The following is a 16,635-nucleotide window of genomic DNA, read 5'->3' on the forward strand; positions in this document are numbered from 1 at the left end:
CCCTTCGGGGGCCTTATCACTTCCTGGATGACGACGCATGACCCAACTTCTGACAGATGAAATTCACTGGCGTGTCACAGCTGAGCCTGCACCCGCGATTGACCCCCTCACAGATGCACTGGACGTTGATGTGCTCATCGTCGGCGCGGGCCTGACAGGGTGCCGAACGGCACTCGGGCTCGCAGACAAAGGGGTCTCAGTGGCGGTGGTCGACAGCCAGGACATCGGATTTGGGGCATCGGGCCGCAGCGGTGGTCAATGCAATCCGATCTGGCGCAAGACCCCGCAGGAGCTCAAGGAACTGCTCGGTCAAACGCACGGCGAGACCCTTGTCCAAACCACTCTGCGCGCGGCCGATGATCTTTTCGCAGATATTCGGACCTTCGACATTCAATGCGATGCGGTCCAGGCCGGGTGGGTCCAGGCGGCCCACACACGCAAGGCCGTGCGAAATATGCGCCGCCTAGGTGAGGCCTGGGCCGAAGCCGGGGCGGACATTCAGGAACTCACAGGCAATGCTGTTGAAGCGGCCAGCGGTTCACCTGCCTATCAGTGGGCGCTCCGCCATGCAGCAGGTGGCCATGTTCATCCTCTTTCCCTGACAAGGGGATACGCAGAAGCCGCCATGGCGCGCGGTGCGTTGTTCTTCCGAGATACGCCTGTCACGACTCTTGAGCGCAAAGACGGAAAATGGCAGGCTCAAACCCCTCGAGGACGAGTTACAGCCGAAAACGTCGTGTTGACCACAAATGCCTATACAACAGACGTTTGGCCCGGCCTCAAACAGACATTTCACCCGCTGGTCAGCATTTCCATCGTAACCGAACCTCTATCTGAGGATCAGCAACGCAGCGTATTGCCGGGCTCGGTCACGATCTCGGATTCCCGCCTCGCTATCTATTATGCGCGCTATGATCGGGACAATCGCCTTGTGTTCGGATGCGTCGGGAGCACCGATCATGTGGACCCGCTCGGATTCAATCGCCTCCGCGCGGGCCTTCAAACCGTCTTTCCGCAGATCGCGTCTATCAGAATCGTTCGGAAATGGGCCGGCCGCATTGCGGTTACCCCGGAGATGATGCCCCATCTGCACGAACCTGCACCGGGTGTGCTGGCCGGGCTCGGGTTCAGCGGGCGCGGCATCGCTATGACGTCCGTTATGGGACGAACGCTCTCCAAGAAGCTTTTGGGCACGCCCGTTAGCGAGCTGCCGTTTCCTGTACAGCCGATCCAACCGATCCCGATGCATGGGCTGACGCGCCGCCTCATTCCACTGGCCGCGCCTGCAATGACGCTCAAAGACAAGTTCGACAGTTTGGTGAGCCGCCCATAAGGTGTCTCAGGGTCAATTTACATAACCCTGATTACGGGCTTTTATCCACCGTCTGCTGTGAAGCCGGATTTCTCAATAGCGGCAATGGCACAGGCCTCATCATTGTCAGATGTATCCCCTGTCACGCCAACCGCACCGATGATGACACCATCCTGTTTGATCAATACCCCGCCCGCAACCGGCACAAGGGAACCGTTGGATAGACCATTCATGGCCTGAATGAAAAACGGCTCAACCTTCGCACGCTCAAACAACGCCCGCGATCCGAGCCCTAACGAAACGGCGCCGCGCGCTTTGCCTTGGGCGATTTCAGGGCGCAATGTGCTGGTGCCATCTTCGCGTGCCAGCGCCACGAGAAAACCACCCGCATCCAATACTGCCACGGTCAGCGGCTTCAGCCCACGCTCCTGGCGCAACAGGATACAATCGTCGATGATGGTTTGAGCTTGGCTCAGGGTCAGTGTCATAAAGGTTGTCCTCAGGTTCTCTTTGGAAATGGATTAGCGGCCAGTCCACTTGGGTTTGCTCTTGCTCAGGAAGGCTTCCATACCAATCCGGAAATCCTCGCTCATGTAGCAAGACGTGATGATATCGGCATCATCGACATTGATAGCAGCGCGATTGCGGCGCATGGCTTCCTTGGTGGCGCGAAGCGTCAAAGGCGCCATTGCTCCGACATGCGCTGCAAGATCTTTCGCACGCTCCAATAGCGCCGCGTCATCGGTGAGGACTTCGCTCACCAATCCGACGCGAAGCGCTTCTTCAGCCTCTATCAGACGCGCCGTGAAAATGACTTCGCGCACGCGCCCCGCACCGAGAAGCTCGGTCAGTCGCGCCAGGTTTGCAGCCGCAAGGCAATTGCCCAGCGTGCGCGCGATGGGGAAGCCAAACTTCAGGCTGGACGAGGCGATACGGATGTCACAGGCCGCCGCAATGGAAGCACCGCCCCCTGTGCAGGCGCCATTGAGCGCAGCAATTGTTGGCACAGGGCAGCGCTCGACTGCTTCGAGAACCTGATCAATCTGCGCCTCGTAATCCAGCGCATCCTGTTCCGTTTCGAAGGCGCGAAACTGTGTCATGTCTGTTCCCGCGGCAAAGGCCTTACCCCCTGCCCCGGAGATCACCATTGCCCGCACGCTGCCATCCAATGGAACGGTTTTACACAGCTCAGCCAACCGATTGTACATCGCGAAAGTCAGAGCGTTGCGCGCCTGTGGCCTGTGAAACGTGACCCAGAGGATCCCTTCCTCCAGGACTTCGTTGATTTCAGAAACATTGTTCATCGATAAAAGTACTCTACGAGGAACATAGGCACGGACGGCACATAAGTGCAGATCATCAGGACCGTCAGCAACACGCCCACGAAATAGACATTAACCTTCGACACTTCCCAGATGTTTGCCCTGGCCACGGAACAGGCGGTTATCAAAACCGAGGCCACCGGTGGTGTCTGTTGACCAATCGCGAGGTTCAACGTCACCACAAGGCCAAAGTGCACCGGATCAATGCCTGCAGCCGTTATCAAAGGAATGACAATCGGGATCACGAGGATGATCGCTGCGGCAGAATGCAGAAAGAACCCAACGATCAGGAAGAAGAAATTGAGGATCAGCAGGATCATCCATTGTTGCGACGTGATGGACAGGATCCCCTCGGCCAGTTGCTGCGGGATCTGGGCGCGGGTCAGAAACCCGCCCATCAAAACAGAAGCCGCGACGAGCAACATGACGACCGCCGTCTGAATACCGCCATCAAGCATCGCACGACGCAGATGCGCGAGATCAAGATTTCCGTACCATGCGGACACGAGCAGTGACGCCAACACCGCAAGGCCCGCCGCTTCCGTCGCCGTGACATACCCGCCAAAGATACCGCCCAGAATGATGACAGGCAGCGAGAAAGCCGGCAGGGCATCAATGAAAGTCGATCTTAGCCGCGCGAAATCAAAGGCTGCCTCGGTCGGCAGATTGTAGCGTTTGGCAAACAGGTAGGCCACGAGCATGAGGCCCCCTGCCCCCAGCAAACCCGGGACGATCCCCGCCACGAAGAGCTGCTCGACCGACGTATTCGCCGACGCAGCGTAAAGGATCATCGGGATTGATGGCGGAATGATGATCGCCAGTGATGCGGATGAGGACGTCACGGCCGCCGAAAACTCTTTGGAATATCCGCGCTTTTTCATTTGCGGAATGAGGATCGAGCCCATGGCCGCAACATCCGCAACTGCCGAGCCCGAGATCTCTGCAAAAAACAGGGAGACACCAATATTGACCATCGCCAAACCGCCGCGAATGAAGCCAATGATCGCGCTGACGAAGTTGATCAGACGATCTGTAATACCGCCCGCGTTCATGATGGCCCCCGCGAGGACAAACATCGGAATGGCAATGAGCGAGAATTTCGTGGACCCGTCGTACATATCGAGCGCAATGGTCACGAGGCTATCGGCGCCTTCCGTGAACAAAAGCCCCAGAACACCGCACATCGCCAGAGCCACAGCAATGGGGATATTGATGCAAATCATGAACAGCATCGAAGCGAAAATGGCAGCCATCAACATTAGACGCGATCCTTGTTCTTTTCGAGCTCGGTTTCGACCTCTTCCTCGATTTCAGCGTGCTCGAGGGAGATACCCGCCGCTGTCAATTTCAGGTAAGCGGGCAGGCTCAGCATTTGGCAAATCATGAAAAGAACAGCACCAATCGGGATGACAGATTGCGTGAACTGGATCGGCACCCATGTCAGCGAGATAAGCGTGTCACCGGCCAGAACGTCCAACACCTGAAGACCCGCGCGTGCCATCAGGAAAAAGAAGACGAGCACGACCGCTTCACCAAACAAAACCGCCGCAACGCGCAGTTTGTCGGGGATGGCCAGCAGAACGGAATCGAACCCGATATGCCTGCGATGCAGCGCTGCAAGCGCAGAGCCATAATAGGTGATCCAGGCCAGCATGATTGCGGCCACTTCATCATACCACGAAAAGCTTTGACCCATCAGACGCGCCAGGACCGCCATGGTCACGACCAGTGTGAGGAGGATCATAAGGGAGATCGTGATCCATTCGAGTAGCTTGCTGAACAGACGGTTGATCTGCGACAGCCTCGGGTAGGCTTCATGTTCCATGCCGACGGACCTGCGAAGTGAGGAGGTGATCTCCCGCACATGTCAAGCGCGGGAGGTCTCAGTTTTCGAGAACGCAGCTGCGGCGAAACAGGTCGCCGCAGCCCGCCACACCTTAGCTGGCGTTGGCGAGGCCCAACACGGTGTCGATCATGTCCTGACCCCCCTCAACCTCATCGGCGAATTGCTTATAGATGGGCTTGGAGGCTTCAACGAAGGCGGCCTTGTCTGCATCGTTAACTGCAACGCCCGCATCCTCGATCACCTTGAGCAGGCTGGCTTCAAGCTCCGCCGCCTTCTCATAAGTGAAATCCTGTGTTTTCATGGCGCAATCCGCGAAGCCGGCTTTGATCTCATCTGACAGCCCGTCGTATTTCTTCTTGGACATCAGGATATACGCCGGAGTGTAGACGTGACCTGTGACCGACAGATACTTCTGAACTTCCTGAAATTTTGCTGACGCAATTTGCGCGTAAGGATTTTCCTGCCCATCGATCACGCCTGTCTGCAACGCTGTGAATACGTCCGAGAACGCCATCGGCGTGGGATTTGCGCCGTATTCCTGGAACATCTTCAGACGCCAGACACCATTGGGTGTGCGCAGCTTGATACCGGCCAGATCTTCTGGCTGATTGATCGGGCGCACGTTGTTCGTGATGTTGCGGAAGCCGTTCTCGGCAAGTCCCACAATGTGATAGCCATTATCGTTTGCCGCCTGCTGGAACTTGTCCATCATAGCGCCTTGCACGCGACGCATGTGGTCGCGGTCTGCGATGATGTAGGGCATCTCGAAGATGCCAAACGCATCATCAACCGAGGACATGATCGAGGACGGCAGAGAGAAATCGACCTGGCCCAATTTCAGCTTCTGGAGCAGCTCTTTGTCTTTGCCCAGCTGTGACGAGCCAAACGTTTGCACTTCGACCTTGTCGCCCATGGCCCCATTCACACAGGCCGCGAAATTGTCGACAGACGCCTCAAAGAGCGAACCCGGCGCGCCGACGTGCCCGAACTTCATGGTTTCGGCTGCGAATGCGGTTGTCCCTATCGTCAGCGCCGTGGTTGTTGCCAAGATTTTCGTGATTGTTTTCATGGTCTTCTCCTCCCAGAGACTTCGTTTTTAATGTCTTTGTTATTGCTTTTTGCAGTTTAGACAGTAGGCCAGAGCACTAGCTCAACAAGGCCATGGCGGTTTGAACACCCCCTTTTTGATGCGGCACGCCTGCCTGTTCCAGGCCCATCTCGACCCCGGCAAGTGTGGCCACCAGCATCAGATCATTGAAATCACCAAGGTGCCCGATACGGAACACACGGTCCGCGACTTTCGACAAACCATTGCCCAACGAGACGTCATAATGCTCAAGCGTGGTTGCTCTGAAAGCGTCGGCGCTATGGCCCTCGGGCATCTTGACTGCCGTCAGCACACCGCTCTCCTGCCCCTGCGTCGCACACAACACGTCGAGACCCCATGTCCTGACGGCGGCGCGTGCGGCGGCCCCGTGGCGCTGGTGACGGGCAAAGACATTGTCCATGCCCTCTTCATGCAGCATATCAACCGCTTCATTCAGGCCGTAGAGCAGATTGGTGGCCGGCGTATAAGGAAAGTATCCGGTCTTGTTGGGGCCCAGCATCTCAGCCCAATCCCAATATGATCTTTGCAGCGTTGCCTTTTCATTGGCTGCAAGCGCCTTGGCGCTAACCGCGTTGAACGAAAGGCCCGGTGGCAACATCAGCCCCTTCTGCGAGCCGGACACCGTAACGTCGACGCCCCATTCGTCATGGCGATAGTCCAATGACGCCAAGCCAGAAATCGTATCGACCATGAACAATGCCGGGTGGCCCGCCCGGTCGATCGCTTTGCGCACCTCCGCAATGGGCGAGACAGATCCCGTTGACGTCTCATTATGGACAACACAGACCGCCTTGATCTCATGGCCTTTGTCTTCTGCGAGATAGGCCTCGATTTTTTCGGGGTCCGCGCCGCCGCGCCAATCGCCCTCGATGAACTCAGCGTTCAAACCGAGCTTCTCCGCGAGCTTTTTCCAAAGCGTTGCGAAGTGACCCGTCTCGAACATCAAGACGCGATCACCGGGCGACAAGGTATTGACCAGCGCTGCTTCCCACGCCCCGGTACCCGACGAAGGATAGATGAACACATGCTCGTCCGTGCGGAAAATGGTTTTCATCCCATCCAACGCGCGCTTGCCGACCTTGCCGAAATCGGGGCCGCGGTGGTCAATTGTCTGCTGACCAATAGCGCTGAGGATACGGTCTGGGACGGCGCTCGGTCCCGGGATCTGCAAAAAATGTCGGCCAGCTTTTCTCATTTGGGTGGTCTTGCCTCCGAATGAATTCATTTTAGTCCGTCAAGCCAAAGTGGCTGGATCGCTTTTGGGTTGCTGCAACGTAATTTTGAATTCATAATTAAGTCAATCTTAAATTGTAGCCCCTTCCAAAGAGACGGACTGAACGATGACGCACTTGTCTGAGATTCTGAAGAAACGCGTTGAGGGCGATGTCATGTTCGACACCTTCTCGCGCGGGCGCTACGCGACGGACGCATCGCTCTACCAAATGATGCCGCAAGGCATTGTCTCGCCCAAATCGGAAAGCGACATCCATGCCGCACTCGATGCTGCGCGCGGCACAGGTGTTCCCTTGCTCGCCAGAGGTGGCGGCACATCGCAATGTGGTCAAACGGTCAACAACGCGCTCGTCCTTGATAACACCCAGTATTTCAATGATATTTTGGAACTGGATGTCGAAAAAAAACGCTGCGTTGTGCGGCCTGGTATCGTCCTGGACGAACTCAACCGAGCCTTGAAACCGCATGGCCTCTGGTTCCCGGTGGATGTCTCGACCGCGTCGCGCGCGACCATCGGGGGGATGACCGGGAACAATTCCTGCGGAGGTAAATCACTGCGCTATGGCATGATGCGGGACAATGTCCTGTCCATTGACGCGATCCTTGCCGATGGTTCTCAACATCATTTTGGCCCCGTTCAAGACACGTCCAACGCAGAACTTACGGCCCTGACAAACGACCTTTTGGCGCTCGGCGCGCGCGAGGCGGCCGAGATTGACGCACGTTTCCCGAAGGTGATGCGGCGCGTTGGCGGCTATAACATCGACGCGCTCACCCCCGGCCAAGCGCCCAACAATCTGGCCCATCTCCTCGTGGGGTCTGAAGGCACCCTCGCCTACTCTACCGCCATTGAGCTGAAGCTTTGGCCGCTACTGTCCGAGAAGGTTCTGGGCATCTGCCATTTCCCGACCTTCCACCACGCGATGGATGCCGCGCAACACCTGGTCAAACTGAAACCGCAAGGCGTTGAGCTCGTGGACGCCACCATGATTGCGCTCGCGCGGGATATCCAGATGTTCCGCAAAACGATCGAAGATGTCGTTACAGGAAAACCCGATGCGCTCTTGCTTGTTGAGTTTGCCGAAGAAGACACAAGCACACATGGGGCCAAGCTAGCTCAGCTTGAAGAGATGATGGGCGATCTGGGCTTTTCGTGGAAGGGCAAAGGATCCAATTGGGGCGGCGTTACGAAAGTGCCCGAGCCTGCCAGACAAGCGCGGATCGCAGATCTGCGCAGCTCCGGGCTCAACATCATGATGTCCATGAAGGCCGAAGGCAAACCTGTCTCATTCGTAGAGGATTGCGCGGTCGAGCTCCCTGATCTGGCAGCCTATACGGCGGGCTTGACCGAGATTTTTGAAAAACACGGCACACGCGGCACGTGGTATGCCCATGCCTCCGTCGGCTGCTTGCATGTCCGGCCTGTCCTGAACCTGAAACTGGATCAAGACGTCCAGAAAATGCGCGCCATAGCAGAAGAGTGCTTCGATCTCGTGGCGCAATACAAAGGTTCGCACTCCGGCGAGCATGGCGATGGGATCGTGCGCTCTGAATTCCATGAAAAGATGTTCGGCCCGCGTATGGTCGCCAATTTTGCAGAGGTGAAACAACGGTTTGACCCGGAAGGACTGTTCAATCCAGGCAAAATCGTTGATCCGCCCAAGATGGATGACCGCAGCCTCTTTCGATACAGTGCGGAATACAGTGTCGAAGATTTCAAGACAGCGCTGGACTGGAGCGGTTGGCCCGGCAACGGCGGCGGATTCCAAGGCGCCGTTGAGATGTGCAACAACAATGGCGCCTGCAGAAAACTCAAAGGTGGCGTCATGTGCCCGTCTTTTCGCGTCACGCGGAAGGAACAGGATCTCACACGCGGGCGCGCCAATACTCTGAGGCTGGCAATCTCCGGCCAGCTGGGCCCCGATGCCATGAGTTCTGATGCCATGGCGGAGACGATGAAACTCTGTGTTTCATGCAAGGGCTGCAAACGCGAATGCCCCACAGGCGTGGACATGGCACGGATGAAAATCGAGGTTCAGGCGGCGCGCATCCGCAAGCATGGGCTTTCCTTTCATGATCGGCTGGTGGCCTATCTGCCGCGCTATGCTCCGTTCGTGAGCCGACTGCCCTGGCTTGCCAACTTACGCAATAGAATGCCCGGCCTTGCAAAACTCACGGAAGGTCTTACGAAATTCACGGCGTCCCGCGATCTGCCTACATGGGCCGCGCGCCGCTTTAGAGACGATGAGGTAACGCCTGCCGAAAAACCACAGGCCGTACTCTTCGCTGATAGCTTCAACCGGTATTTTGAGCCGGAAAATCTCCGCGCCGCCAGCAGCATCTTGAACGCGGCCGAGGTACCCTTTGACGTTGCAAGAGCGCCCAAAGGAGAACGGCCGCTGTGCTGCGGGCGTACGTTTCTGTCTGTTGGTTTGATCGACGAAGCAAAGCAGGAAGCAGAACGCCTGGTCGCGGCCTTGTTGCCCTATGCCCGGGAGGGCATTCCGATCATCGGGCTCGAACCAAGCTGTTTGCTGACATTACGCGATGAAATCCCGGCGCTGCTACCCGGCGAAGATACCCAAATCCTGGCAGAGCATGCGCGTATGCTGGAAGAATACATCGCCGATCAGGCGGACAATCCAGACTTCACCCTGCCTTTGAGTTCCCCGGCCCCAAAGGTGCTATTGCATGGCCATTGCCACCAGAAAGCCATGGGGGTCATGTCGAGCATCGAGACCACCCTCGCAATGCTTCCGGATACAGAGATCGAAACCGTCGAAACGAGCTGCTGCGGGATGGCTGGCGCATTTGGCTATGGCTCAGAGACTCACGACATCTCCCGCAAAATGGCCGAACTTGATCTTGCACCGGCAGTGCGGAATGCTGATGTAGAGACATTGATCGTGGCCGACGGAACCTCTTGCCGCCACCAGGTCGCTGATACAACCGGGCGTAAACCGATCCATGTTGCCCGCCTACTGGAAATGGCCCTATCAAAGTGAGGTGATCCTAGCCATGTCACAAGCACTTCAAGCCAATACGATTGCGCGGCAATCCTTGCACCATGAACTGGTCGAGCGGTTGCAGACCCTGATCATCAATTCCGAGCTCGCCCCCGGTAGCAAGGTGCCTGAAAAGCTCCTCTGCGATCAGTTTGGAGTCTCTCGGACGCCATTGCGGGAGGCGCTCAAGGTCTTGGCCTCTTACGGTCTTGTGCGACTGGAACCCAACCGGGGCGCATGGGTCACGCAGGTGACCGAAGAAGAGGTTGAGGAAGTCTTCCCTGTTTTGGGCGCCTTGGAAGCGCTGTCCGGCAAGCTTGCCTGTCGGCATATAACCGATGAAGAAATCGCCAATATCCGGACACTCCACCAACAGATGCTCGAAAGCTATGAGAACCGCGATCTCGACGCCTATTTCAGCATCAACCAGAAGATTCACCTCGCGATCCTCGAAGCCGCACGCAACCAAACGCTGACCACGTCATCTCGCGCATTGTCGCTCCGGATGCAAAGGGCCCGCTACCTGGCCAACATGACTGAGGGACGTTGGTACGACGCGGTGCAGGAACATGAACAGATCCTGCAATTCATCGAAGCGCGCGATGGGCCAAAGCTTGCGGCGATCCTCTCCAAACACATGGATCAAAAGCGCGTGTCCGTCATCCGCTATCTACAGGAAAACAGCTCCGAGACGTCACCCGCTACATTGTGTAATTGAGCCCGAGCCGTCCGCCATCGACATAAATGGTTTCCCCCGTGATGTAGCTGGCCTTGTCAGAACATAGAAACGCAACGACATTGGCGATTTCAGTGGCTGTTCCGGCGCGGCCAAGTGGCGTGCGCGCCATGGCTGTCTTCATGGCGTCCGGGTTGGAATTCACACCTGCCATCATCTCGGTATCGATAGAGCCCGGGCCAACTGCATTCACACGAACACCTTTGCGCGCCAAGGCCAGCGCAGCAACTTTCGTTATCTGCATGACCCCCCCTTTGGACGCGCAATAGGCCGGGATCGTTGGTATCGCAAGTTGCGCATTGATCGACGACATATTCACAATCGCACCTGGCAATTCTCTGGCAACCAGCGTTTGCGCCGCGCGCTGGGTCGCGATGAAGACCCCGCGCAAATTCACCGCCATTACCTTGTCAAACGTCTCAAGATCGTAGCTCAGGAAATCGCCGGGCATCGCCACGCCCGCGTTGTTCACGAGGGCCTGAACCGGACCGTGCTCACGCTCAATTGTCTCAAAAAGGGAGAGTATAGCGCTCGCGTCAGAGAAATCGCATTGATACCCTGCCCCCCCCAACGCTTGGGCCGTCTCAACAACGGCTGGCTTCACATCAGCCAAAATGACCTTGTAGCCATCCTCTGCCAACGCTTTGGCGCAGGCCGCACCGATCCCTTGCGCGGCGCCACTGATCAATGCGATTCCATTCTCCGGCATTGGCTCATCCTTCCCCGTAAACCTTTAAACCACTCAAGCCTGCCCATCGACGCGCGGCAACCCCTTTTAGATGACCCCGCATTTGCATCTGGCATTTTCGCATGCGAGCTTTCCCCGACATCAAGACGAAGGAGAGCCCGTTTTGGCACAACTCAAGATGACATCCGCGCAGATGGTGGCAGCGGCGCGCGCGCGCATTGAGGAGGTTGAAACAACTGATTTGATCGCCCAGCTCGACAATCCTGACCTCGTTATCGTCGACATTCGAGACATCCGCGAGCGTCAGCGCACGGGCGCCATTCCCGGCTCCGTCCATGCGCCTCGCGGCATGATCGAGTTCTGGGTCGATCCAGAAAGCCCCTACTTCAAGGACGTCTTTGCACAAGGCGAAAAACGGTTTGTCTTTCACTGTGCCTCTGGTTGGCGCTCGGCTTTGACAGTGGCCACTTTGCAAGACATGGGCTTTGCCGCAGCCCACCTGCGCGAAGGCTTTTCAACTTGGGAAGCGCAAGGTGGCCCTGTGGAGCAGATTGGATCGTAGAGGCCTCTGCCCAATGGTCGTAATGGTTTTGATGATCAATCCAGCCTAGCCTGTTCAGTATGACGCCCCCTGCCCTTTCACGTCGTCGCTTTTTGCAAATAAGTGCCGCAGCTTCCTTGATGAGCGCGCCTGGACCATGTTTGGCCGCCGCGCGCTGGGACGGTATCGCTCTTGGAGCGCAAGCCAGCATCACACTCACCGGCATATCCCCAACCGAGGCCGCGGCGATCCTCTCAACGGTAGAGCGCGAGATCACAAGGCTCGAGGGCATTTTCAGTCTCTATTCCGCACAATCAGAGCTTTCGCGGCTGAACAAGACAGGTCATTTGTCCCAGCCTTCGAGAGAGCTGCTCGACGTCTTGTGTCTGTCCCGTGACGTATGGTCCGCATCTTTTGGTGTCTTTGATCCAAGCATTCAAACAATCTGGCCTTCGCCCGCGCAGCGGGTATCCGACGCCAACATGGGATTTCAAAACGTGGCGCTAGACTCGCAAGGCATCACGATCAAACGCGCCGGAATAGCGCTGACGCTCAACGGTATCGCGCAGGGGTTCGTTACTGATCGTATAACCGTGCTTTTGGAACGAGCAGGGTTTCGCGATATTCTTGTTTCGGCGGGTGAAACACGGGCTTTGGGTAATCGCCCCAGCGGAGGGCCCTGGCGATTGGGCATTAGCGACCCACAGGGCCAAATACACGAGACTGTCCGGCTCAAAAATGCCGCGCTGGCGACTTCGTCTCCCTGGGCGACCCGGCGCATCGATGGATCCGCACATGTCATTGACCCGCGCAATGACGTTACGCGCCCAACTTGTACAACCGTCACCATTCAACATGACGAAGCGGCCGTCGCCGATGCGCTGTCTACCGCCGCCTGCCTTCTCTCGGTGGAGCAAACCAACGATATGCTCGCCCAGTTCCCCGGCGCCAAAGAGATCTTCCGCCTTCCAGTTTAGTCTGTTTCACGCAGTATTAGTGACGAACTTAAAGTGGATTGCGCGCTGCAAACGTCTTGAAAAATGCAAGATAGGCCTGGTCAGGATCCTTTGCCGGCTCCTTTCCAGACGCCCAGCTGCGCCATTCGTTTTCGATGTAATAAATGTCATAGCCTGGAAACCTCAGGCGCGCTGTCTCATAGGTTTGCGGCAAAAGCGCGGGCCCCTTGGTTTGATACATCACGGGACGGGGGTCATCTGGGCCCTGCTCATCCATGCGGGCCTTGCGGCCTACTTTCGAGAACTGCAGTTCGCGCGCGGCCGCATTGCTCTTCTCGCTGTCCTTCCGCCACCATCTCAGTTCAACATGGGTCACCCTGCGCCCGGTCTTTATTGGCGCAATTTCCACGATGTAGTCACTCAGCGCGTTCACTTCAGTGACCGCAGGCTCGATCGCGCGCAGCTTCAGGTTAGACCACGATGTCAACTTGCCCTTGGGAACACCGAGAATACCCCTGAGTTCTTCGAGCGAAAAACGTTCATTGGACCGCCACTTCAGGTTGCCCCGCTTTTGCACCATCTCATACAAGGTCAGCGCATATTTGGAGCTCAGCGCAAACATGACTTCCCGCTGCAACCGCGCGAAGACTGTAGAGTTTTTGATGATTTTTCGCAGGCGCGCGGGGATTTCGTATTCAAAGAGACCGTCTCTACGCTCTGCTTCGACGTTGCCACCAAGCAGCTGAACACGTTCAACCGCAGGTTCACCATCTTTCATGACCTGTACGCGTACAATCGCGGACATGAGGCGCTCGATACTGTCCCCAACACGATCGTTAGAATTGTGTGACCCGCGCAACTCACTTTTGTGAATAACGTGGGAGACAGGCTTCTCGATGGCATCCCACGCGTTTTCAAGCAGCTGGTTATAGATCCGGCGATCCGCCAGCGTCAGTGGCGTCACCTCCACAAGATCCACCAGCTCGCCAGGCTTCACGAGACTCTCGGCGTTTGGCCGAGCATCGATTGTGCGATATGGTGGCTGTGGGGGCATGCTCTGCCTACGCGCTTGGCTTACTTATGTTTTCGTTATCGTGTAAGATAACATGCGCGCAATCTGTCGTCCAGCCAAGTATAAACACCCAATTTGTAAGCTTAGACAAACCTCACGGAGATGCGTTCTGCCGCCCAGCGAATCACTAAAACACTTGAGTTAAAGGGTTTTTTGGGATGCCGCAGCAGACCTAAAAGACTCCCCAAATGAGCAACCCAGTACGTAAGTTTTGACGGCCCGATACGTAAGAAAATCGATCCCGGAATGTAAGCTAACCCATCCCTAAACGTAGCAGTACTTTGGTAAAGTGCATTTAAATTCAGATAGCTAGCGGCGATGAACAAAGAAAATAGAACATCTAGAAGTCTAATATTGGTTTTTTGTATTTGGATTGGTTTGTAGGGCAGTACTTGTGGCAGGCGACTCTCTAAAACTACTTATTGGGTGCTCCTTCATCAAACCACCTGTTTAAGCGGAGCTAGCGCCAAAGTTTCATGCGCTGAAAAAAAGACATCGAATTTCCGATATTTTTCCGGCGTCACAAAAAATATCATACTTGCAGTAGACTCATAGAAGGATCATGATTCCGAAAACCTTACAGGCACGACATGACAGATCCCATACTGCCTCCCATCGATCTTGAAGCCATCGACCGCTTGGCAACCCGTGCGTCAACAGTCATCGAACGGTTGCGCGAACGGGTCTACGCTCCGGGAACCCATAAGCAATTAGAGCTGCGCTTTAACGTCAAAAAAGCAGCAGAGATGGTCAAACGATCTGACAAGCTCATTCGGGATGCTGAGGCAGACGGGCGTTTGCCTCCTGCCAGCACAAACCCGGACACAGGACGCAGGACAGGGTACAGCCTCGCAGAGGTCAATAGAATGCGCGAAGTGTTCGGCACCCTGCCCCACCGCGCAGCAGATGATCCCGCATTGGTTCTCGCAGTCCAAAACTTCAAGGGTGGCGTCGGCAAGTCCACTGTCGTCACGCACCTCTCTCAATATCTGGCACTCAAGGGATATCGCGTCTGCGTCATCGATTGTGATAGTCAGGCGTCTACAACATCCATCTTCGGCCTGAACCCTGATGTGGATGTCGATGAAACAGAGGATACGCTTTATCCCTTTTTTCGTCACGGCGGACCAACCAGCCTGCACTACGCATTGCGCGCAACGTATTGGCCTGGCATTGCCCTGATCCCGGCGAACCTCGGTCTCTACGATGCGGAATATGAGTTTGCAGCGCGCATGGCACGAGAACAAACCTTTGTTCTGGACCGGCTTCGTGATGGAATAGAGACGATCAAGGATCAGTTCGACGTCATTCTGCTTGATCCGCCCCCTGCCCTCGGCATGTTGTCTCTATCGGTGTTGAGAGCCGCGAATGCGCTCTTGATTCCAGCGCCACCAAATAACATTGATTTCGGCTCAACGGCGCATTTCCTGAAGATGCTGTCGGCTACTCTGGATCAACTGTCCGTCGCAGGCGGCGCGCGTGACTACGCGTTTGTCAAAATCCTCGCGACGAAGATGAATGATCAAAAGTCGGCCCAGGTCGCCATCAAACGGATGATGGACGCAGTCTTTCCGACAGAGATGATGCAAGCTGTGCTCAAAGACAGCGCGGAAATCGACAACGCCACTGCCAATCTTTCGACGGTCTACGAGCTGACAGGCGCATCCGCGCGCACGGAAACCCACCGGCGGTGCCGCGCCTATCTGGATGCTGTTGGCCGCGAGGCCGAGATACTCATCCGCAAGACCTGGCCTAGCCACAGACGCGCGTTGCAGAAAGAGGGTTTGATATGACGAAAAAACACTCAGCGATTTTTGACGATGTCCTGTCGGGTCTGGATGATCCAGCAAAACCAGCCGCGCCAAGTGATCGGGGCGGGGCGCGTTTTCTCAACAGATCTACAGCGATTGCCGAGCGTCTGGCCGGCTCTCGGGAAGAAAAAGTTCTCAATTGGGTGGACCCTTCCGAGTGCCGGATGTGGGAACGTCACAACCGGGATTACGATCTTCTTAATGAAGAAAACTGTCGGGATCTGATCGATGGCATTCGCTCACAGGGACGGCAGGAATTCCCGGCAATTGTGCGGGCTCTGCCGGATGCGTATGGCTACACTTATGAAGTGATTTGTGGCGCGCGCAGGCACTTTGCTGTCTCTTGGTTGCGCGCGAATAATTACACGCAGTTCAAGTATCTCGTGGAAGTACGCGAGCTGACAGATGAGGAAGCGTTCCGCCTTGCGGATATCGAGAACCGTGATCGTGAGGACATCTCGGACTACGAGCGGGCCATCGACTATGCAGACGCGATTGCGCGCTATTACGGCGGCAAGCAAAAGGCGATGGCTGAGCGTCTTGAGGTCAGCCAACCCTGGCTTTCGCGCTACCTTGCCTTGGCCAAGTTGCCGGAGGCTGTTGTCGCAGCATTTGGATCCAAGCGCGACATTCGCGAGCGGCATGCGAGAGACTTCAAAGCTTGGTTGGCGGACTCAACTTTGTCAAAAAAGGTTTTGGCCGAGGCGGAACGCTTGAGCGCGCTGCAATCCAAAAAACGCGCGCAACAAAGCGCGCCTTTGGATGCGCCTGCGGTGATGAAAGCGTTCAAAGCGGCTTTGACAGAACCCAAATCAGCGGAGAACAAGGCCGTTGCGCAGGAGTTCGCCGGAGGCGGCGAGGGCGCGACAATCTCGGTCAGAAAGAAAGGGCGCAAGACGCTCGTCGAGTTTGATGAAACCATCAGCAATGCCGCTCTGTTGTCTGCGTTTGAGGCCTATCTGGCCAACAGGTAAGTGGAGAAAATTGCCCATGGGCAATTTTCAT

At 56.2% G+C, this 16,635-nt stretch carries 15 protein-coding genes; 7 read left to right on the plus strand and 8 right to left on the minus strand.

The features are described from left to right. Positions 1 to 37: 37 nt before the first annotated feature. A complete protein-coding gene (locus tag ACP15S_RS20990; protein WP_425041609.1) occupies positions 38 to 1,333 on the plus strand; it encodes an NAD(P)/FAD-dependent oxidoreductase in 1,296 nt (431 codons plus the stop codon). Positions 1,334 to 1,374: 41 nt separating this feature from the next. On the opposite strand, the gene ACP15S_RS20995 is transcribed toward ACP15S_RS20990, so the two are convergent. The 6 genes from ACP15S_RS20995 to ACP15S_RS21020 all read right to left on the minus strand — a co-directional run bounded on the left by ACP15S_RS20995 (position 1,375) and on the right by ACP15S_RS21020 (position 6,783). After that, the gene (locus tag ACP15S_RS20995) at positions 1,375 to 1,800 is read right to left on the minus strand and encodes a GlcG/HbpS family heme-binding protein (RefSeq protein WP_425041610.1); all 426 of its coding nucleotides are present in this window, start codon (positions 1,798 to 1,800) and stop codon (positions 1,375 to 1,377) included. Between the two features lie 33 nt (positions 1,801 to 1,833). After that, on the minus strand, positions 1,834 to 2,616 hold the full coding sequence (locus tag ACP15S_RS21000; protein WP_425041611.1) for an enoyl-CoA hydratase/isomerase family protein: 783 nt from the start codon (positions 2,614 to 2,616) through the stop codon (positions 1,834 to 1,836). After that, positions 2,613 to 3,893, minus strand: coding sequence for a TRAP transporter large permease (locus tag ACP15S_RS21005; protein ID WP_425041612.1), 1,281 nt, complete (start codon positions 3,891 to 3,893; stop codon positions 2,613 to 2,615). Before ACP15S_RS21005 ends, ACP15S_RS21000 begins: the two co-directional genes overlap by 4 nt. Continuing rightward, entirely contained in the window at positions 3,893 to 4,459 is a 567-nt protein-coding gene (locus tag ACP15S_RS21010; RefSeq protein ID WP_425041613.1) for a TRAP transporter small permease, read from the minus strand. The genes ACP15S_RS21005 and ACP15S_RS21010 overlap by 1 nt, the downstream gene beginning before the upstream one ends. Positions 4,460 to 4,571: 112 nt before the next feature. Then, positions 4,572 to 5,549 (minus strand): TRAP transporter substrate-binding protein, encoded by a 978-nt coding sequence (locus tag ACP15S_RS21015; protein ID WP_425041614.1) that lies wholly within the window; start codon positions 5,547 to 5,549, stop codon positions 4,572 to 4,574. Positions 5,550 to 5,625: 76 nt separating this feature from the next. After that, a complete protein-coding gene (locus ACP15S_RS21020; RefSeq protein ID WP_425041615.1) occupies positions 5,626 to 6,783 on the minus strand; it encodes a pyridoxal-phosphate-dependent aminotransferase family protein in 1,158 nt (385 codons plus the stop codon). A 145-nt stretch (positions 6,784 to 6,928) separates the two neighbouring features. Here ACP15S_RS21020 and ACP15S_RS21025 point away from each other — a divergent pair, with 145 nt between their 5' ends. Both ACP15S_RS21025 and ACP15S_RS21030 read left to right on the plus strand, forming a co-directional pair. Beyond that, positions 6,929 to 9,826, plus strand: a complete 2,898-nt coding sequence (locus ACP15S_RS21025) for an FAD-binding and (Fe-S)-binding domain-containing protein (RefSeq protein ID WP_425041616.1) — start codon at positions 6,929 to 6,931, stop codon at positions 9,824 to 9,826. Positions 9,827 to 9,839: 13 nt separating this feature from the next. Beyond that, entirely contained in the window at positions 9,840 to 10,544 is a 705-nt protein-coding gene (locus ACP15S_RS21030) for a GntR family transcriptional regulator (RefSeq protein WP_425041617.1), read from the plus strand. Here the strand turns inward: ACP15S_RS21030 and ACP15S_RS21035 are convergent. After that, positions 10,528 to 11,271, minus strand: a complete 744-nt coding sequence (locus tag ACP15S_RS21035) for an SDR family NAD(P)-dependent oxidoreductase (protein WP_425041618.1) — start codon at positions 11,269 to 11,271, stop codon at positions 10,528 to 10,530. The two genes, ACP15S_RS21030 and ACP15S_RS21035, sit on opposite strands and share 17 nt — an antisense overlap. Before the next feature lie 157 nt (positions 11,272 to 11,428). Between ACP15S_RS21035 and ACP15S_RS21040 the strand changes: the two genes are divergently transcribed. After that, positions 11,429 to 11,812, plus strand: a complete 384-nt coding sequence (locus ACP15S_RS21040) for a rhodanese-like domain-containing protein (RefSeq protein ID WP_425041627.1) — start codon at positions 11,429 to 11,431, stop codon at positions 11,810 to 11,812. A 140-nt stretch (positions 11,813 to 11,952) separates the two neighbouring features. After that, complete coding sequence (locus ACP15S_RS21045; protein WP_425041619.1) at positions 11,953 to 12,768, plus strand: FAD:protein FMN transferase; 816 nt, start codon at positions 11,953 to 11,955, stop codon at positions 12,766 to 12,768. Positions 12,769 to 12,796: 28 nt separating this feature from the next. Here ACP15S_RS21045 and ACP15S_RS21050 read toward each other — a convergent pair whose 3' ends face one another. After that, positions 12,797 to 13,726, minus strand: coding sequence for a replication initiation protein (locus ACP15S_RS21050; RefSeq protein ID WP_425041620.1), 930 nt, complete (start codon positions 13,724 to 13,726; stop codon positions 12,797 to 12,799). Positions 13,727 to 14,409: 683 nt separating this feature from the next. Between ACP15S_RS21050 and ACP15S_RS21055 the strand changes: the two genes are divergently transcribed. Together ACP15S_RS21055 and ACP15S_RS21060 are read left to right on the plus strand one after the other, a co-directional pair. Continuing rightward, a complete protein-coding gene (locus ACP15S_RS21055) occupies positions 14,410 to 15,612 on the plus strand; it encodes an AAA family ATPase (RefSeq protein ID WP_425041621.1) in 1,203 nt (400 codons plus the stop codon). Continuing rightward, positions 15,609 to 16,604, plus strand: coding sequence for a ParB/RepB/Spo0J family partition protein (locus ACP15S_RS21060; protein WP_425041622.1), 996 nt, complete (start codon positions 15,609 to 15,611; stop codon positions 16,602 to 16,604). The genes ACP15S_RS21055 and ACP15S_RS21060 overlap by 4 nt, the downstream gene beginning before the upstream one ends. The last annotated feature ends 31 nt before the right edge of the window (positions 16,605 to 16,635 follow it).

Origin of the sequence: Primorskyibacter sp. S187A (genome assembly GCF_049800955.1) — a bacterium.
Classification (GTDB): Bacteria; Pseudomonadota; Alphaproteobacteria; order Rhodobacterales; family Rhodobacteraceae; genus JAKVBH01.